The sequence below is a fragment of the Streptomyces ficellus genome, assembly GCF_009739905.1.
GTDB lineage: Bacteria > Actinomycetota > Actinomycetes > Streptomycetales > Streptomycetaceae > Streptomyces > Streptomyces ficellus_A.
This window is the reverse complement of sequence record NZ_CP034279.1, coordinates 3,842,234-3,858,992: the sequence shown is the minus strand read 5'-3', so window position 1 is coordinate 3,858,992 and position 16,759 is coordinate 3,842,234. Positions and strand designations below refer to the sequence as shown.

11 protein-coding genes, 2 tRNA genes and 1 riboswitch are annotated in these 16,759 nt (G+C 74.6%); of the genes, 6 read left to right on the top strand and 7 right to left on the bottom strand.

The window, feature by feature from the left end; translation table 11 throughout:
- Window positions 1-10 precede the first annotated feature (10 nt).
- Window positions 11-1,363 carry an NAD(P)/FAD-dependent oxidoreductase gene (locus tag EIZ62_RS17200; protein WP_244376219.1) on the bottom strand — a complete coding sequence of 451 codons (1,353 nt, stop codon included), beginning with the start codon at window positions 1,361-1,363 and terminating at the stop codon, window positions 11-13.
- A 401-nt stretch (window positions 1,364-1,764) separates the two neighbouring features.
- Between EIZ62_RS17200 and EIZ62_RS17195 the strand changes: the two genes are divergently transcribed.
- The gene (locus tag EIZ62_RS17195) at window positions 1,765-2,688 is read left to right on the top strand and encodes a TetR/AcrR family transcriptional regulator (protein WP_156693536.1); all 924 of its coding nucleotides are present in this window, start codon (window positions 1,765-1,767) and stop codon (window positions 2,686-2,688) included.
- 148 nt (window positions 2,689-2,836) lie between these two features.
- Complete coding sequence (locus EIZ62_RS17190; protein ID WP_156693535.1) at window positions 2,837-4,873, top strand: sigma-70 family RNA polymerase sigma factor; 2,037 nt, start codon at window positions 2,837-2,839, stop codon at window positions 4,871-4,873.
- A 34-nt stretch (window positions 4,874-4,907) separates the two neighbouring features.
- Here the strand turns inward: EIZ62_RS17190 and EIZ62_RS17185 are convergent, their stop codons facing one another.
- Window positions 4,908-7,043 (bottom strand): asparagine synthase-related protein, encoded by a 2,136-nt coding sequence (locus EIZ62_RS17185; protein WP_156693534.1) that lies wholly within the window; start codon window positions 7,041-7,043, stop codon window positions 4,908-4,910.
- A gap of 670 nt (window positions 7,044-7,713) precedes the next feature.
- On the opposite strand from EIZ62_RS17185, the gene EIZ62_RS17180 reads away from it, so the two are divergent.
- The 4 genes from EIZ62_RS17180 (at window position 7,714) to EIZ62_RS17165 (ending at window position 12,717) form a co-directional block, all read left to right on the top strand.
- Window positions 7,714-9,153: an NsdA family TPR-like regulatory protein gene (locus tag EIZ62_RS17180; RefSeq protein WP_208827957.1), complete on the top strand. Its 1,440-nt coding sequence runs from the start codon at window positions 7,714-7,716 to the stop codon at window positions 9,151-9,153.
- A 46-nt stretch (window positions 9,154-9,199) separates the two neighbouring features.
- The gene (gene lhgO / locus EIZ62_RS17175; RefSeq protein ID WP_156693532.1) at window positions 9,200-10,474 is read left to right on the top strand and encodes an L-2-hydroxyglutarate oxidase; all 1,275 of its coding nucleotides are present in this window, start codon (window positions 9,200-9,202) and stop codon (window positions 10,472-10,474) included.
- Between the two features lie 52 nt (window positions 10,475-10,526).
- Entirely contained in the window at window positions 10,527-11,291 is a 765-nt protein-coding gene (gene trmB, locus EIZ62_RS17170) for a tRNA (guanosine(46)-N7)-methyltransferase TrmB (protein WP_244375749.1), read from the top strand.
- Between the two features lie 97 nt (window positions 11,292-11,388).
- The gene (locus tag EIZ62_RS17165; RefSeq protein ID WP_208827955.1) at window positions 11,389-12,717 is read left to right on the top strand and encodes a PrsW family intramembrane metalloprotease; all 1,329 of its coding nucleotides are present in this window, start codon (window positions 11,389-11,391) and stop codon (window positions 12,715-12,717) included.
- A 111-nt stretch (window positions 12,718-12,828) separates the two neighbouring features.
- Here the strand turns inward: EIZ62_RS17165 and EIZ62_RS17160 are convergent, their stop codons facing one another.
- From EIZ62_RS17160 to EIZ62_RS17135, 5 genes are all read right to left on the bottom strand, one after another.
- Window positions 12,829-13,935: a M23 family metallopeptidase gene (locus EIZ62_RS17160; RefSeq protein WP_156693529.1), complete on the bottom strand. Its 1,107-nt coding sequence runs from the start codon at window positions 13,933-13,935 to the stop codon at window positions 12,829-12,831.
- An 11-nt stretch (window positions 13,936-13,946) separates the two neighbouring features.
- Window positions 13,947-14,095: riboswitch (cyclic di-AMP (ydaO/yuaA leader) on the bottom strand.
- A 256-nt stretch (window positions 14,096-14,351) separates the two neighbouring features.
- Window positions 14,352-15,560: a PP2C family protein-serine/threonine phosphatase gene (locus tag EIZ62_RS17155; protein ID WP_425281825.1), complete on the bottom strand. Its 1,209-nt coding sequence runs from the start codon at window positions 15,558-15,560 to the stop codon at window positions 14,352-14,354.
- Window positions 15,561-15,747: 187 nt separating this feature from the next.
- Window positions 15,748-15,821, bottom strand: a tRNA-Met gene (locus EIZ62_RS17145).
- Between the two features lie 38 nt (window positions 15,822-15,859).
- Window positions 15,860-16,318 (bottom strand): hypothetical protein, encoded by a 459-nt coding sequence (locus EIZ62_RS17140; protein ID WP_156693528.1) that lies wholly within the window; start codon window positions 16,316-16,318, stop codon window positions 15,860-15,862.
- Window positions 16,319-16,573: 255 nt separating this feature from the next.
- Window positions 16,574-16,646: transfer RNA gene (locus EIZ62_RS17135), tRNA-Lys, on the bottom strand.
- Window positions 16,647-16,759: the final 113 nt, after the last annotated feature.

Genomic DNA, 16,759 nt, shown 5'->3' with positions numbered 1-16,759 from the left:
TGGGTCCCGATCAGTCGGACTTCGCTCCGCCGTCCGCGGTTCCGCCCCTGGACGCCTCGTCCTTGGGTTCGGGCGGCGGCGGTCCGGCGGCGAGCTCGAACTCGGCGCGCGGGTGTTCCAGGGAGCCGAGGGAGACGATCTCCCTCTTGAAGAGGCCCGCGAGTGTCCATTCGGCCAGGACGCGCGCCTTGCGGTTGAAGGTGGGGACGCGGCTCAGATGGTAAGCCCGGTGCATGAACCACGCGGGATAGCCCTTGAGTTTGCGGCCGTAGACGTGGGCGACGCCCTTGTGCAGGCCGAGGGAGGCCACGGACCCGGCGTACTTGTGGGCGTAGTCCTTGAGGGGCCGGCCCTGGAGGGAGGCGACGAGGTTCTCGGCGAGGACCTTGGTCTGGCGCACCGCGTGCTGGGCGTTCGGCGCGCATTCGCGGCCCGGTTCGCCGGCGGTGACGTCCGGGACGGCGGCCGCGTCTCCGGCGGCCCAGGCGTGGTCGACGCCTTCGACGCTGAGGCGGGCGGTGCACTTGAGGCGGCCGCGTTCGTTGCGGGGGAGGTCGGTGGCGGCGAGGACGGGGGCGGGTTTCACGCCGGCGGTCCATACGACCGTACGGGTGGGGAAGCGGCTGCCGTCGCTGAGGACGGCGACCCGGTCCTCGCAGGACTCCAGGCGGGTGTCGAGGCGTACGTCGATGTTGCGGGCGCGCAGTTCGCGCACGGTGTACTTGCCCATGTCCTCGCCGACCTCGGGGAGGATGCGGCCGGTGGCCTCCACCAGGATCCACTTCAGGTCCTGCGGCTTGATGTTGTGGTAGTAGCGCGTGGTGTAGCGGGCCATGTCCTCCAGCTCGCCGAGGGCCTCGACGCCGGCGTAGCCGCCGCCGACGAAGACGAAGGTGAGGGCGGCGTCCCGGATGGCGGGGTCGCGGGTGGAGGAGGCGATGTCCATCTGCTCGATGACGTGGTTGCGCAGCCCGATGGCCTCCTCGACGGTCTTGAAGCCGATGCCGTAGTCGGCCAGGCCGGGGACGGGGAGGGTGCGCGAGATGGAGCCGGGGGCGATGACCAGTTCGTCGTAGGGGAGCTGGACGGGGCCCGCGCCCTCCTCCTCGGTGGCGAGGGTGGCGATGGTCGCCGTCCGTTTGGCGTGGTCGACGGCCTTGGCCTCGCCGATGACGATGCGGCACTTGTCGAGGACGCGGCGCAGCGGGACGACGACGTGGCGTGGCGAGATGTTGCCGGCCGCCGCTTCGGGGAGGAAGGGCTGGTACGTCATGTATGGGTCGGGAGTGACCACGGTGATCTCGGCCCTGCCGCTTCTCAGGCCGTCCTTGAGGAGCCGCTGGAGGTGCAGGGCGGTGTACATCCCGACGTAGCCACCGCCGACAACGAGAATGCGCACAGGTTCGGTCACCTTCCCATGAGGCAACGGGCTTCGGGGTTTGTCCACAGGCCCGGCAAATTGTGTGACCGGAGGCGGGGTGGGGTCTGGGGTGGCGCGAGGGGTGTGTGTGGGGACAGGTCCGCAGGTCAGGGGGGAGTGGCGGGGTGGCGAGAGGGGGCAGAATCGGGAGTGTTCCGGTCCTTGCTCCGATCGGGGGGCGCACCGGTCGGAACTGCCCCTTCTGAATTGACCTCGACTCAACTATGTTCGTATGTCGTCGGGGAGACGGGTCGCTGCGCATGACCAGACAGCGTGGTCCGGGCCCCGGTTGTCATGTGGGGGAGGTCTCCGGGGGGAGACACATCATCACCGGGGGAACATTTATGCATATTCAGGATTCTCGTTGGTCGACCGCTCTCGCCTCGTCGGCCACCGCTTCCTCGGCGTCGGCCGCGACCGCGTCGCCCGGGGAGGGGCTGGGCGGGATGCACGGCCGGCCGGGAGTCGGCGGGCACGGAGCCGGCGGGCACGGAGCCGGCGGGCACGGAGCCGGCGGGTCGTCGAGTCGTACGGCGCCGCTGCGGGTGGACGCCCAGCGCAACCTCGAGCACGTGCTGCGGGCGGCCCGTGAGGTGTTCGGCGAGCTCGGGTACGGGGCGCCGATGGAGGACGTGGCGCGCAGGGCACGGGTCGGGGTCGGGACGGTCTACCGCCGGTTCCCCAGCAAGGACGTGCTCGTACGGCGAATAGCCGAGGAGGAGACGGCGCGGCTCACCGAGCAGGCGCGTACGGCCCTGGGGCAGGAGGAGGAGCCGTGGTCGGCGCTCTCCCGGTTCCTGCGGACGTCCGTGGCCTCGGGCGCGGGCCGGCTGCTGCCGCCGCACGTGCTGCGCGTGGGCGTGGACGAGCCGGGCGCGGCGCCGGACGGGTCGGTGCCCGGCGGGTCGGTGCCCAGCGGGTCGGGTGAGGAGCTGCGGGTGCCGCAGCAGCGCGGCGCGTCGGCGGTCGCGGCCGTTCCGGTGGTTCCGGTCGCACCGGGCCAGCCCGAGCTGCGGGTGGTCCCGCCGCGCGCGGTGCCGGTGGCCGAGCTGGACGACGCGGGCGCCTCGGAGCTGCTGGAGGTGGTCGGTCAGCTGGTCGACCGGGCCCGGGAGGCGGGCGAGCTGCGCGGGGACGTGACCGTGGCGGACGTGCTGCTGGTCATCGCCACGGCGGCGCCCTCGCTGCCGGACGCGGCGCAGCAGAGCGCGGCGTCGGCGCGGTTGCTGGACATCCTCCTGGAGGGGCTCCGCTCCCGGCCGGCGTAAGGCTCACCCGATCGGGGCACGGGCGGCTCCTGCGTTCGGGTCGATTCCCCGGATGAGTGGTTGACGGCCGCTCACCCCCGGTGGGGGCGGTCCCCTGTGGCACGCTGGCCCGGTGTCAGGGTCCGGCAGGGGTACGGGGGCTTCCGCGATGAGCGGTGACGGTCGTGACGAGCCGTTCGGCGGTGCCGCCGCCGACGGCTCCCGCTCTCCGGCCGACGGCTCCTGCGAGGTTCCGAAGGTTCCGAAGGTTCCGAAGGTTCCGAAGGTTCCGAACCAGGGCCGGTCCGGCGGCTCCCCGGCGCGTGACGGTTCCCCGGCGCCGGGCGGTGGTGCGGCCGGTGCCGTCGTGCCGGCGCAGCGCGAGCGGGATGGTGCCGGGTCCGTGCTCCCGCCGCCCGTCGAGCTGCCCCCGTCGGACGCCGACCTGGTCCAGCGCATGCGGGACGGCGACGACTCCGCGTACGAGGAGCTGTTCCGCAGGCACTCCGCGGCGGTGCGGCGCTACGCCCGGACGTGCTGCCGGGACGCGCACACCGCGGACGACCTGACGGCGGAGGTGTTCGCCCGGACGCTCCAGGCGGTGCGCAAAGGAGCGGGGCCCGAGCACGCCGTGCGCGCCTACCTCCTGACGACCGTGCGCCGGGTGGCCGCCGCGTGGACGAGGACGTCCCGGCGGGAGCACCTGGTCGAGGACTTCGCGGTGTTCGCCGCGCAGGCGGTGCGCGCCTCGGCCGTACCGGAGGCCGAGACGCTGGACGTGGGGGCGGACGTCCGCGCCATGCACGAGGCCGAGCAGTCGCTCGCCATGCGGGCCTTCCGCTCGCTGCCCGAGCGGTGGCAGGCGGTGCTGTGGCACACCACCGTGGAGGAGGAGTCACCGAGCGAGGTGGCGCCCCTGTTCGGGCTGACCGCGAACGCCACGGCGGTGCTCGCCAGCCGGGCCCGCGAGGGGCTGAAGCAGGCGTACCTCCAGGCGCACGTGAACCGGTCGCTCACCGCCGGGGGCGACTGCGCGCGCTACGCGGACCGGCTGGGCGCGTACGCCCGGGGCGGTCTGCGGATGCGGGCCGAGCGGGGGCTGCGCAAGCACCTGGAGGAGTGTGCCCGGTGCCGGCTCGCGGTGGGCGAGCTGGAGCAGGTCAACGCCGGGATCCCGGCACTGCTGCCGGTCGCCGTGATCGGCTGGTTCGCGGCCGGGTTCTCGCTCAAGGCCGCGGGCCTCGCGGCGGGCGGGGCGGCTGGTGCGGCGGGCGCCGGGGCGGGAGCGGCGGCTGCGACGGGCGGTTCCGGGGGTGCGGGAGGGGGTGCCGCCGGGGGTGCCGCCGGGGGTGCCGCCGCCGAAGGGCTGGGTGCCCCCGCGAAGGCGGGCGTCGCCGTGACGGTGGCCGTCACCGCGGTGGCGGGAGTGGTGTGGGCGCTGTCCGGGAGTCCGGAGCCCGCCCCCGAGGCGAAGCGCCCGCCCGTGGCCGAACCCGTCGTACCGCCGGACCCCGTGGCGCCCCCGAGCCCGGCCGCACCGGCGCCGCCCGCGCCCCCGGCGCCGGAACCGGTGGTCGAGCCGCTATCGCCCCGGCCGAGCGCGGGCCCGGCGCGGCCGTCACCGTCGGCCACACCCGCACCGCCCGCCCCCGCGCGGCCCGCGCCCACGCCCACACCACCACCCGACCCGCCCATCGCACCGGCACCTCCCGCACCTCCCGCGCCTCCCGCACCGAAGCCGACGCCGACGCCACCCCCGCCACCGCCGGCCGTGTACCAGGTCAACCAGCTCCACTACGGCCTCTACGGTGACCACTCCGCCCCGGAGGTCCGGCTCGGCGCGTCCAGCTGGATGTGGCAGCGCTGGGGGATGTCCATCGGCGGCGAGCGGTACGGACACGGCGTGACCGTGCACGCCCGGTCGTCGCTGACCATCGACCTCAACCGCCGCTGCTCCGCCTACGAGGCGTTCGCCGGCCTGGACGACATGGCGCTGGGCCTCGGCGCGGTGCGGTTCTCGGTGTACGGGGACGGCATCCGGCTGTGGCGCTCGCCGGTGCTGCGCGGCGGCGACGCGGCGGTTCCGGTGCGCGTCGGGATCGCGGGCCACCGGACCCTCCGCCTGGTCGTCGAACCGGACCCGGCCGCGCCGCTCGGCTCCGTGGCGCCCGCCGACTGGGCCGAGTCCCGCATCCACTGCGGTTGAGCCGAGCCCCGTGAAACCTCTGTCGCCACACGCCCTACGACCGGAGCGTGGGGCGCCTCGGGACGCCCGCGGCCACGGCGCGGCGGCGGGGGGCGGCCGTGCCCGTCCAGCAGGTGCCGCGGCGGGCGAGGAGGCGGCGCAGCCACAGTTCGGTGGAGACCAGGTCGGCCAGGCCGTCCAGGGGGACGGGCTCGCCCTCGGTGGCGGCGCGCAGGGCCTTGCGTACGACACGGGCCTCGATGAGGCCCGCGTCGGCGAGGAGCGGCGCGTCGAAGAGGGCCATCAGCTGGGGCAGGGCGGCGCGCAGGCCCGCGCGGTGGGCTGCGGCGGCCGGGGCGTGGGAGGTGGTGCCCCAGCCGGGCGGCAGGTCGTGGATGCCCGCGCCGGCGAGGACGGTGCGGAGGATCGCGGCGCGGGCGCCGGGCTGGACGCGCAGCGATTCGGGCAGGTCGCGGCAGGCGCGTACGACCTGGTTGTCGAGGAAGGGCGAGTGGAGGCGCTGGCTGCGGATCTCGGCGGCCTGCTCCAGGATGCGCTGGTCCGCCGCGTAGCGTGCCAGGGCGGCCCGGGCGCGGGCCTCGCCGGGGCGCTGGACCGAAGTCGGCCTGGTCGCGGCCTGGTTGAGGCGAACCGATACTTCAGCGAGGGCCTCGCCGGTGAGCCAGCGGGCGGCGGGGCCGGGGCGGGACCAGGCGAGGGCGGCGAGGGAGGCGGAGAGCGGGCCGTTCGTGGAGGGCGCCGACCGGTTGGCCGCGAGGAGCCCGTCGGCGGCCGATTCCAGACCGGCGCGGTAGGGCGTACGGGCGAGTTTGCGGGCCGCCCGGTAGACGGTGAGCGGGACGAGCAGCGAACCGGCGGCCGGGCCGCTGGCCTTGGCGAGCGCGGTGACCGGGCGCAGCAGGTGGCGGCGTCTGCGGTCCATCAGCAGGTCGGCCAGGCGCGCGGGGTGGGCGTCGAGCACCTGGCGTGCGCCGTGCCCGGTGAAGTGGTCGGCGCTGCCCGCCGCGAGGCGCCGGCGGTGCCGTTCGGCGGCCACCAGGGAGGGGCCGGGTTCGTCGGTGAGGGGGCCTTCGAGTTCGGCGTACGGAAGGGCCTCGTCGGAGGCGGCGACGACGACGTGGTGCAGGCGCGGGTTCTCGGCGATGGCGCGGGCGCGGGCCCGTTCCGCGTCGGCTTCCCGGCCGCCGGTGGACAGGTCGTTGAAGGTGACGGCGAGCAGCCGTTCGCCGGCGCCGGTGCCGTGTCCGAGGATGGTGCCGGGTACGCCGGGCAGGCCCGCGGCGAGCAGGGCGAGGGTGCCGGAGGCGCTGCCGCCGGACAGGTCGGCGCCGATGCCGGGGGCGGGCGCCCCGCGTGCGGCGCGCCGTTCGGCGGGGCCCATGCCGGGGACGGGGCCGGGGTCGGGCGGCAGCGTCTCGGGGGCGTGCCGGGGGGCGGTGAGCCGGGCCCGTACCGCTTCGACGAGCGCGTCGCGGACGCCGTCGACCGCCCGGTCCGGGTCGATCTGGGGCGCGGCGACGGCGAGGGAGGCGACCGGTTCGTACCCGGTGATCTCGCGCGAGCCCTCGCGCAGCACGAGTGCGTGGCCGGGCGGTACGCGCCGGACGCCGGCGTAGGGGGTCGAGTCGCGCAGCGCCTCCGGGGTTTCCGGGCAGGCGAGGAGGGCGGCGAGGTGGCCGATGTCGAGCTGGGCCTCGATGAGGTCGGCGAGGGGGAGGGCGGCGGTGGCGTACGCGGTGCCGCCCGCCCACGGGGTGTGGAAGACGGGCCGGGCGCCGGCGAGGTCGCCGGTGACGATGACGCGGCGGCCGACCTGGACGACGGCGGTGTAGCTGCCCGGCCAGGCGGTGAGGTGGCGCATGGCCCCGCCGCGGGCGGCGAGCAGTCCGAGCCTCAGCTGGTCGTCGTCGGCAGCGCAGCAGCCGAGGACGGCGAGGCGGGTGGCGGGGGCGCCGCCGGAGGGTCCGGGCGGGGGGTCGACGGTGACGACGCGGATCTCGTCGGGGCGCCAGTCCCCGACCGCCCACAGCGGATCGGGGTCGCCCCACAGGAGCTGGGCGCCGACGGGGTGCACCGTGCGGTTCTCGTCATCGTTCCCGACGGATCCCGCACTGGCGAAGCCCGTGCCGAAACGCGCGGCGACACTGCTCCACCCCACCAGCCACCGCATCGCCGCCTCCACAGGCTGTGGACAACTCAGCACTCCTGATGGAGACATGCTGCCACGACAACGGCGCACAGGAGGGGCTACGTGCCGCGCCCCGTGAAAATGGGAACGCGCCCCTGGCATTGGCCACTTGGCCGCGGAGGGGGTGGTTCGACCGGCCGGACGACGGGCATCATTCAGCCAATCTCGCCGGACACCCCAACCGTACAATTGCGTACAGAGTTACCCACAAGCGTCGGTCCGGGAGGCGCTGTCCGCCTCCCGGACCGGTCCGCCACCCGCGGGGATTGAAGGCGGCGGTGTCCCCCAGCCCGCCGCTTCCAGTACGGCGGGCCGACCCACGCAGCACCCATGGAAGCGCTCCCCCGCTCCACGAGCCAGAGCGCACGGACAGGCGCACGGCCACACACCGGGAGCACGACGAGGGCGCGACGGCCCGGCGCGGGGCGTGCGCCGGCCGTACGCGAGCCGCCGACGCCTCCGCGACCCCGCCGCGCAGCGCCCGCGCACCCGCCGGGCGGCGAACGGCCGCACGACCACCCGTACGCACAACAATCTCGCCATACGGAACACCGCCCCTTAACGGTGGGGATGCGGCGAACTACGCTGGGTTTACGAATGCCGCGCGCCTATGCCTGGCGTCGCGGCGGCCGTCTGGGTCGAGGGGTGGCGCATGTCCAGGGAGCAACGCGGGCCGAACGAGAAGCTCGGCACCGTTCTCGCCCTCGCGGGAATCAGCAACGCCGGCCTGGCCCGGCGGGTCAACGACCTCGGAGCGCAGCGCGGTCTGACCCTTCGGTACGACAAGACGTCGGTCGCCAGGTGGGTGTCGAAGGGCATGGTGCCGCAGGGCGCCGCACCGCACCTGATCGCGGCCGCGATCGGGCAGAAGCTGGGCCGCCCGGTCCCGCTGCACGAGATCGGCCTCGCCGACGCCGACCCGGCGCCCGAGGTGGGGCTGGCCTTCCCGCGCGACGTGGGCGAGGCGGTGCGGTCGGCGACCGAGCTGTACCGGCTGGACCTGGCCGGGCGCCGGGCCGGCGGTGGCGGCATCTGGCAGTCGCTGGCCGGGTCGTTCGCGGTCAGCGCGTACGCGACGCCCGCCTCCCGCTGGCTGATAACCCCGGCCGACTCGTCGGTGGAGCGGTCGGTTCCGGCGGCGCCGGACGGCACCGCGGACGAGGGTGGCGCGGCGGTACGGGTGGGGCACAGCGATGTGGCCAAGCTGCGCGAGGCGGCGGAGGACGCGCGGCGCTGGGACTCCAAGTACGGTGGCGGCGACTGGCGTTCGTCGATGGTGCCCGAGTGCCTGCGGGTGGACGCGGCGCCGCTGCTGCTCGGCTCGTACTCGGACGAGGTCGGCCGGGCGCTGTTCGGGGCGACCGCGGAGCTGACCCGGCTGGCGGGCTGGATGGCCTTCGACACGGGCCAGCAGGAGGCCGCCCAGCGCTACTACATCCAGGCACTGCGCCTCGCGCGGGCCGCCGCGGACGTGCCGCTCGGCGGGTACGTGCTGGCGTCGATGTCCCTCCAGGCCACCTATCGCGGCTTCGCCGACGAGGGCGTCGACCTGGCGCAGGCGGCGCTGGAGCGCAACCGGGGCCTGGCCACCGCGCGGACCATGTCCTTCTTCCGGCTGGTCGAGGCGCGGGCGCACGCCAAGGCGGGGGACGCGGCCGCGGCCGGGGCGGCGCTGCGGGCGGCGGAGGGGTGGCTGGAGCGTTCCCGGGAGGGCGACCCGGACCCGACCTGGCTGGGCTTCTACTCGTACGACCGGTTCTGCGCGGACGCCGCCGAGTGCTACCGGGACCTGAAGGCGCCGCGGCAGGTGCGCCGCTTCACCGAGCAGGCCCTGTCGCGGCCGACGGAGGAGTTCGTCCGCTCGCACGGTTTACGGCTGGTCGTGAGCGCCGTCGCCGAACTGGAGTCGGGCAATCTGGACGCCGCCTGCGCGGCCGGTACGCGCGCGGTGGAGGTGGCCGGGCGGATCTCGTCGGCGCGCACGACCGAGTACGTGCGGGACCTGCTGCACCGGCTGGAGCCGTACGGGGACGAGCCCCGGGTGGCGGAGCTGCGGGAGCGGGCCCGCCCGCTGCTGATGACCCCGGCGTGAGCCGTGTCCCACCGTGTCCCCCGCCACGTCGCGCCCCGTGCGAGGCATGTTTAGGGGCATTGTCAGTGGGCCAGTGCACTATCTGGGGTGGGAGGTGGCACAGGTGTCCGGGTACGGCGGTGAGGGTTTCGGGCGGGTCGACTGCGACGTGCTCGTGATCGGCGGCGGCATTGTCGGGCTGTCGACGGCATACGCGATCACGCGCGCCGCCCCCGGGACGCGGGTGGTGGTCCTGGAGAAGGAGCGGGGCCCGGCACGCCACCAGACCGGGCGCAACAGCGGAGTGATCCACAGCGGTGTCTACTACCGGCCCGGCTCGCTGAAGGCGCGGTACGCGGTGCGGGGCGCCGCGGAGATGGTGAAGTTCTGCGCGGAGTACGGGCTGCCCCACGAGGTCACGGGCAAGCTGATCGTCGCGACCGAGCGGGCCGAGCTGCCCCGGCTGCACGCCCTGGTCCAGCGCGGCCGGGAGAACGGCATCCCGGTGCGGGAGCTGGGCCCCGCCCAGATCACCGAGTACGAGCCGCGGGTGCGGGGCCTGGCCGCGATCCACGTGGGCACGACCGGGGTGTGCGACTACGGGGCGGTGGCCGCGCAGCTCGCGGAGTCGTCCGGCGCCCGGATCCGGTACGGGGCGGAGGTCACCGCCGTCGACCGGCGCCCCTGGGGGGTGGCCGTACAAACGTCCGGCGGGGCGGTCGTCCGGGGCCGGGTCCTGGTGAACTGCGCGGGCCTCCACTGCGACCGGGTGGCGCGCCTCGCGGGCGACGACCCGGGCATGCGGATCGTGCCGTTCCGGGGCGAGTACTTCGAGCTGGCCCGCCCGGAGCTGGTGCGCGGCCTGGTGTATCCGGTGCCGGACCCGGCGTTCCCGTTCCTGGGGGTGCACCTGACACGGGGCATCGACGGCGGTGTCCACGTGGGACCGAACGCGGTCCCGGCGCTCGGCCGCGAGGGGTACGGCTGGTCGGTCGTCCGGCCCGGAGAGCTGGCCGGGACGCTGGCGTGGCCCGGTTCCTGGCGGATGGCCCGCCGCCACTGGCGGTACGGGGCGGGGGAGCTGCACCGGTCGGTGTCCAAGCGCGCGTTCACCGAGGCGGTGCGGCGGCTGCTCCCGGCGGTGGAACCGGGGGACCTGCGCCGCGCGCCCGCGGGCGTCCGCGCGCAGGCGGTCCTCCGGGACGGCACGCTCGTGGACGACTTCCTGATCCGCGAGGCCCCCCGGACGGTCCATGTGCTGAACGCCCCGTCCCCGGCCGCGACCGCGTCCCTCCCCATCGGCCGCGAGATCGCCCGGCGGGCCCTGGCGCACCTGGGCTGACCCGGACGGCCCGGCACGGTGCGCCACGGCGGCGCCGTAGAATCGGGGCATTGTGTCTGAGCCCCGTGAAACCGCAGTCCCCCACCGTCCCAAGGGTGAGCCCCGCTTCCCCGAGGGGCCCGCGCCCGACCCCGCCGGATCGCACTTCGAGCGGCGGATCCGCAGCTTCCAGCCCCGGCGCAGCCGGGTCACGCCCGGGCAGGGCGACGCGCTGCGGCGGCTGTGGGGCACCTGGGGCCTGGACATCGACGGGCAGCGCGTCCTCGACCTGGGGGCAATGTTCGGCGGGCTCCCGGTCGTCCTGGAGATCGGGTTCGGCATGGGTGAGGCCACCGCGCAGATGGCCGCCGACGACCCGTCGACCGGCATCCTCGCCGTCGACGTGCACACCCCAGGCCAGGGCAACCTGCTCTCCCTCGCCGAGAAGGCCGGCCTGAGCAACGTCCGCGTGGCCAACGGCGACGCGATCATCCTGCTGCGCGAGATGCTCGCCCCCGACGCCCTCGACGGCGTACGCGTGTACTTCCCCGACCCCTGGCCCAAGAAGCGGCACCACAAGCGCCGGCTGATCCAGCCCGAGTTCCTGGGCCTGGTGGCGACCCGGATGCGGCCCGGCGCCGTCCTGCACTGCGCCACGGACTGGGAGCCGTACGCGGAGCAGATGCTGGAGGTGCTGACCGCGCACCCCGCGTTCGAGAACACCGTGCCCGACGGCGGCTACGCCCCGCGCCCCGGCTTCCGGCCGCTCACCCGCTTCGAGGGGCAGGGCCTGGACAATGGGCACGTGGTGCACGACCTCCTCTTCCGGCGCGTGTGACGGCGGGTGGAGGGCGCCCGCGCGTGCGGGTGTGACGCCCCGCGCACCGGGGCGATGCCGTCGCCGACTGTCCGTGGCGGTCGTTAGGGTCGATCGCGTGTCCCATTCGTCTGCGCATGCCCAGTCGCCGTATCCGGCCGTCCCGGCGTACGAACCACAGCCGTCGTTCGACGCCGTGCCGGAGCGTGCCCGCTGGCGCTACAAGCCCCGCCGCGCCCTCTGGCGCAGCAAGGTGGTGCAGGCCTCCGCGGTCGTCATCGTGCTCGCCCTGTGCGGGCTGGTGATCCTCGCGCTGGTGCGGGAACAGACCGGCACCGAGGGCTTCCTCGTCGGGCTGGGCCTGGCGCTGCTGCCCGTCCCGCTCCTCATGGCGGCGTTCCGCTGGCTGGACCGGGTCGAGCCGGGCCCGTGGAGGAACCTGCTGTTCGCGTTCGCGTGGGGGGCCTGTGCCGCCGCGCTGGTCGCGATCGTCGCCAACACCTTCGCGACCCGCTGGATAGCCACCGCCACCGCCGATCCGGCGTCCGCCGACACGCTCGGCGCGACCGTCGTCGCACCGGTCGTCGAGGAGAGCGCCAAGGCCGCCGCCGTGCTGCTCGTCTTCCTGTTCCGCAGACGGGACTTCACCGGGATCGTCGACGGCGTGGTCATCGCCGGGTTCACCGCGACCGGTTTCGCCTTCACCGAGAACATCCTGTACCTCGGCAACGCCTTCGGCGAGGACCAGCAGTTCGGGACGTCGGGGTTGGCGTCGGTCACGGCCGCCACGTTCTTCGTACGGATCGTGATGTCGCCGTTCGCCCACCCGCTGTTCACGGTGCTCACCGGCATAGGCTTCGGCGTCGCCGCCCTCACCGCGCGCCGCAGGCGGGTGCGCAGGGTCGCGCTGCCGCTGCTCGGGCTGGTCCTGGCGATGGGCATGCACGCGCTGTGGAACGGCTCGGCGGCGTACGGGCCGTGGGGCTTCTACGCCGTGTACGGGGCGTGCATGGTGCCCGCGTTCGGGCTGCTGACGTGGCTGGCGATCTGGTCGCGCCAGCGCGAGCTGCGCACGATATCCGGCGAGCTCCCGGCGTACGCGGCGGCGGGCTGGCTCACGCCCGCCGAGCCGCTCGCGCTCTCGTCGATGCGGGCGCGCGGGCTGGCCCGTGGGTACGCGGCGCGCTGCTTCGGTCCCGCGGCGGCCCGCGCGGTCGGCGAGTACGAGACGTTCGCGACCTCGCTGGCGTTCCTGCGCCACCGGGCCCGCCGGGGCGCCGTGGGGCCGGACTTCACGGCGCGCGAGCAGGAGCTGCTGCACCACCTGTGGCAGCGCAAGGAGATAGCGGGGCCGGCGCTGACGTACGCCGCCCAGGTCACCGGCCGGGTGTGGACGCCGCCGCCGTACCTCAACTACGGCGGCGGCTACAACCCGTACCGGTCGTAGGGCGCGCCGGCGTCCGCCCGCCCGGAGGGCGGGGGTGAACGCACCGGCAGCCCCGGCGTCGGGGGGTGTGGCGCCGGGACTGCCGGGGTCTGGTGTGTCCCGGGCGGATGGTCAGACGGTGAGGCCCTTGCCGCGCAGCCAGGCCAGCGGGTCGATGCCCTCGCCGCCCGCGGTGTGCACCTCCAGGTGCAGGTGCGGCCCGGTGACGTTGCCCGTGGCGCCGACGCGGCCGATGGTCTCGCCGGTGCCGACCTTCTGCCCGGCGCCGACGGTCATCGAGGAGAGGTGGCAGTACCAGACCTCGGTGCCGTCCTCCAGCTCCAGGACGATGCGGTATCCGTACGAGCCGGACCAGCCGGCCGACTTGACCGTGCCGCCGTGGACGGCCTTGGCGGGCGTGCCCGTGGGCGCGGCGAGGTCGAGTCCGGTGTGGTAGCCGGAGGACCACATGTTGCCGGCCTGGCCGTAGGTGGAGGTGATCGTGTACGACGAGGTGGGCAGGGACCAGCTGCCGGCCTGCTCGGCCTGCCGCTTCTCCTCCGCCGCCTTCGCCTCGGCGGCGGCCTCGGCCTTCGCCGCCGCCTCCGCCTTGGCCTTCTCCTCGGCGGCCTGCTTCTCCGCGGCGGTGGCCTGTGCCTTCGCCTCGGCCGCGGCCTGCTCGGCGGCGGCCGTCTCGGCGGCCGCCTTCGCCTCGGCGTCGGCGGACGCCTGCTGCTGCTCGGCCTGCTGGAGGATGCGGGCGCGCAGGGCCTCGCCCGCGTCCGCGCCGCCGCTCTGCTGTCCGGCGGCGTCGGCGGCGGGAGTGCCGGTGAGGGAGGCGGTCGCGACACCGCTGTCCGCGGTGCCGCCTTCGCCGGAGCCGGAGTCGGAGTCGTCGGAGACCAGGGATCCGATGCCGGGCAGGGACTCGACGTCCGGGAGGTTGTCGGTGACGACGTCCGGCAGGGATATGGACACCGCCGGCTTGTCCTGGGCGGTGGCCATGCCGCCCGCGCCGACCGCCGCGATGACTCCGACACCGAGGACGGTGGAGCTACGGGCCAGTCCGCCGCGCTGCTTGGCCACGCGGTGCCGGCCGCGGACGGGGCGGACGCTCTCCTCGGTGGGGTTCCATTCCTCCCACTCCCCGTTTAGAGGTGCCGCGTCCGGGACACTCGAAGAGTCGAACGACCCGATCGAGCGGGACGGAGCTTCGGGGGCAGGCCTGTTGGACGCCACGGAGGCGCACTCCTTTCCTTCCTTCTCGCCTACCGGGTTAGCTGACGGGTTCGGAGCAGGAAGGTCTCCTACGGGCCCCTCCGCACGGGTGCGAAGGCGTCCGATTCACCCCAAGGTGGTGGTTCCCCGGTTCCCTTGCGGAATTCGGCGCACGCGCGCGGTGCCGTCTCTGGCGACGGCTGGGACGACCGCGCTGCGTTATCGAACGTTAATAGACGCGGGCTCCGGATTCCAAGCTGTTCCTACTGATCATTAACCGGATCCGCCTGGGATGTACCGCCTCACAACCGGGCAGAAGCGGGCGACTTGACCGCGCATCAGGAATGTTCACCATGCACTCTGGTCCTGACGGTGCGTCAACTGTTATGCGCAGTGGCATCCGCCGACTACACACCGTGGCGGCGGAAGCGGAACTCCTACGGCACCACCGGGATCGTCCGGCGCCGTTCCGGCTGCCCCGCCGTCGGCCGCGTCACCGCCAGCAGCGCCAGGTCGTCGGTCGCCCCGCCGCCCGTGTGCCGCCACACGTCGGTCACCAGCGCGTCCAGCACCGCGTCGGGGCCCGGGAAGAGCCGCCCGGCCAGCCGCGCGACCGGATCGTAGAAGACCCCCTCCGCGTCCCGCGCCTCGGAGAGCCCGTCCGTGTAGAGGAGCAGCGTCGCGCCGGCCGGGTACGGCACCTCGTACGCCCGGTCCGGCCACGTACCGAGGTCGGCCATGCCCAGCGGCAGCGTCGGCTCGGCCTGCTCCAGCAGCTCGGCGCCCCCGTCCGCGTACAGCATCAGCGGCTCCGGGTGCCCCCGGTCCACCACCCGCACCACGGCCTCCCCGCGCGGGATCTCCGCCAGCACCGCCGTGGTGAACCCCTCGAAGGCGTCCAGGCCGTCCCGCCGCGTCCCCTCCCGCGCCAGCGCGCGTTCCAGCCGCTGCGCCACGCCCTCCAGCGAGCTCTCCTGCTCGGCCGCCTCCCGGAACGCCCCGATGACCACCGCCACGGCCTCGACCGCCCCCATGCCCTTGCCGCGTACGTCCCCGACCACCAACCGCACCCCGTACGGCGTGTCCTGCACGGCGAACAGGTCGCCGCCGATGAACGCGTCCGCCTGCGCCGCCTCGTACCGCGCCGCCACCTGAAGGCCCGCGATCCGCTCCGGGGGCGTCGGCAGCACAGCGCGCTGCGCGGTCTCGGCGATCACCCGCGCCGACGCCAGCCGCTCACCGCTGCGCCGGACGACCCGGTTGATCAGCAGCGCGAGCGCCGCGACCACCACCACGGTGAAGATCTCGGTGAGGGTCTGCGCCTCGCCCAGCGTGCCGCTGCCCAGGTGCAGGCCCACCATCGCCAGGACGGCGAAGAGACCCGACAGCAGGGTCGTCACCGCAGCGAAGAGCGGCGCCGCCACGAGCGGGGCGGCGGCGAACAGCGGTACGGCGGTGAAACGGGACGGGGTCAGCATGTCGTACGCCACACCGCCCACGACCAGCAGCGCCGGCAGCGCGCGCACGAAACCCCGCACTCCCGGACGCCCGGCTCCGGTACGCCGCTCGCCCTGACGCCGCTCGCCCTGACGCCGGTCGCCCTGACGCCGCTCGCCCCGGCGGCGGTCGCCCGCGCGTCGCCCCACCTCTGAACTCCTGCCCGGTCCACCCACGGCTGCGGACGGTACCGCGCCGCGTCCAGGCCGGCCGGAGCCGCGCCGCGCGACGACCCGCCGTCCGCCGACCGGGTGACACCGGCCGCCGCGACTCGTGGTGCGGGATCCGGAAACGAACGAAGGCCCGATGCGCAATGCACCAGGCCTTCGTCTTCAGTAGCGGGGACAGGATTTGAACCTGCGACCTCTGGGTTATGAGCCCAGCGAGCTACCGAGCTGCTCCACCCCGCGTCGGTGAACACCACACTACGCCATCAGGAGCACGATCCCTAACCCATACCCGGCGGACCCCCCGCGCCACTGCCCGCGTCCCTGGTCAGGAGGCGTACGAAGGCACTCATCAGCGCCCATGATCCGAGCAGCGCGACGAACAGCAGGACGGCGTCGAGCAGGTGGCACAGCGCGGCGGGCCACCCGGTGACGGACAGGGCGAGGGAGCCGGTGACGGCGAGGAGCCAGGCGACGGCGACCAGCAGCGACGCCGACACGGAGACGGGCACCCCGCCGAGGCGGAGGGCGTCGGCGTTCACGTCCCCGTCGAAACTGTCGCGGTCCGCGCCGCCCACCAGCACCAGCAGCCAGAAGCCGGCGACGACCACCAGCGCCGCGGTGAACAGCACGGCGGGGAAGGTGACGGTGGCGTGCAGGAACCCGGCCATGGTCATCCCCCTGACGTACCCGGCGCGGCAGGGCCGCTTTCCGGGGACCGGCATCCCTGCCGTGGTCATGGCCCCCGCCGTCCTACCCTGCCAGCAGGGCGGGTCCGCCCGCACTGCCGTGTCCCGGCAGTCCTGACGCCGCCCGGATGCCGGGCTCAGCCCCTGGGGCGAGGGAGCCGGACACGACCGGCCGCTGTGAAAGCCCGCCGCAAGCGGGTACCGGTAAGCCGCAGTTGCGCCCCGGCCGGGCCGCCGCAGCCGAGTAAGAGAGGGAGAAAAGACAAGGACCCAGGTGGCACGGTGGCCGACCTGGGTCCCCTCGCGTAGGCCGTGTGGGACTCGAACCCACAACCAACGGATTAAAAGTCCGCTGCTCTGCCAATTGAGCTAACGGCCCTCGACGAGTCACCCCTGAGCATAGCCCCAAGGCGCCCGGCATCCGATCGGGTATCGGGTGAACGGGCGCCTCGGGGCGTCGTACGGGGCGGGCCGCCGGGCCGGGCGGGACCT

What these genes read in the sequence shown, in the direction of transcription:
- EIZ62_RS17200 (WP_244376219.1), bottom strand. Translation starts at nt 1,363, where the DNA reads ATGTACACCGCCCTGCACCTCCAGCGGCTCCTCAAGGACGGCCTGAGA.
- EIZ62_RS17195 (WP_156693536.1), top strand. Translation starts at nt 1,765, where the DNA reads ATGCATATTCAGGATTCTCGTTGGTCGACCGCTCTCGCCTCGTCGGCC.
- EIZ62_RS17190 (WP_156693535.1), top strand. Translation starts at nt 2,837, where the DNA reads ATGAGCGGTGACGGTCGTGACGAGCCGTTCGGCGGTGCCGCCGCCGAC.
- EIZ62_RS17185 (WP_156693534.1), bottom strand. Translation starts at nt 7,043, where the DNA reads ATGCGGTGGCTGGTGGGGTGGAGCAGTGTCGCCGCGCGTTTCGGCACG.
- EIZ62_RS17180 (WP_208827957.1), top strand. Translation starts at nt 7,714, where the DNA reads ATGTCCAGGGAGCAACGCGGGCCGAACGAGAAGCTCGGCACCGTTCTC.
- lhgO (WP_156693532.1), top strand. Translation starts at nt 9,200, where the DNA reads ATGTTTAGGGGCATTGTCAGTGGGCCAGTGCACTATCTGGGGTGGGAG.
- EIZ62_RS17140 (WP_156693528.1), bottom strand. Translation starts at nt 16,318, where the DNA reads ATGACCACGGCAGGGATGCCGGTCCCCGGAAAGCGGCCCTGCCGCGCC.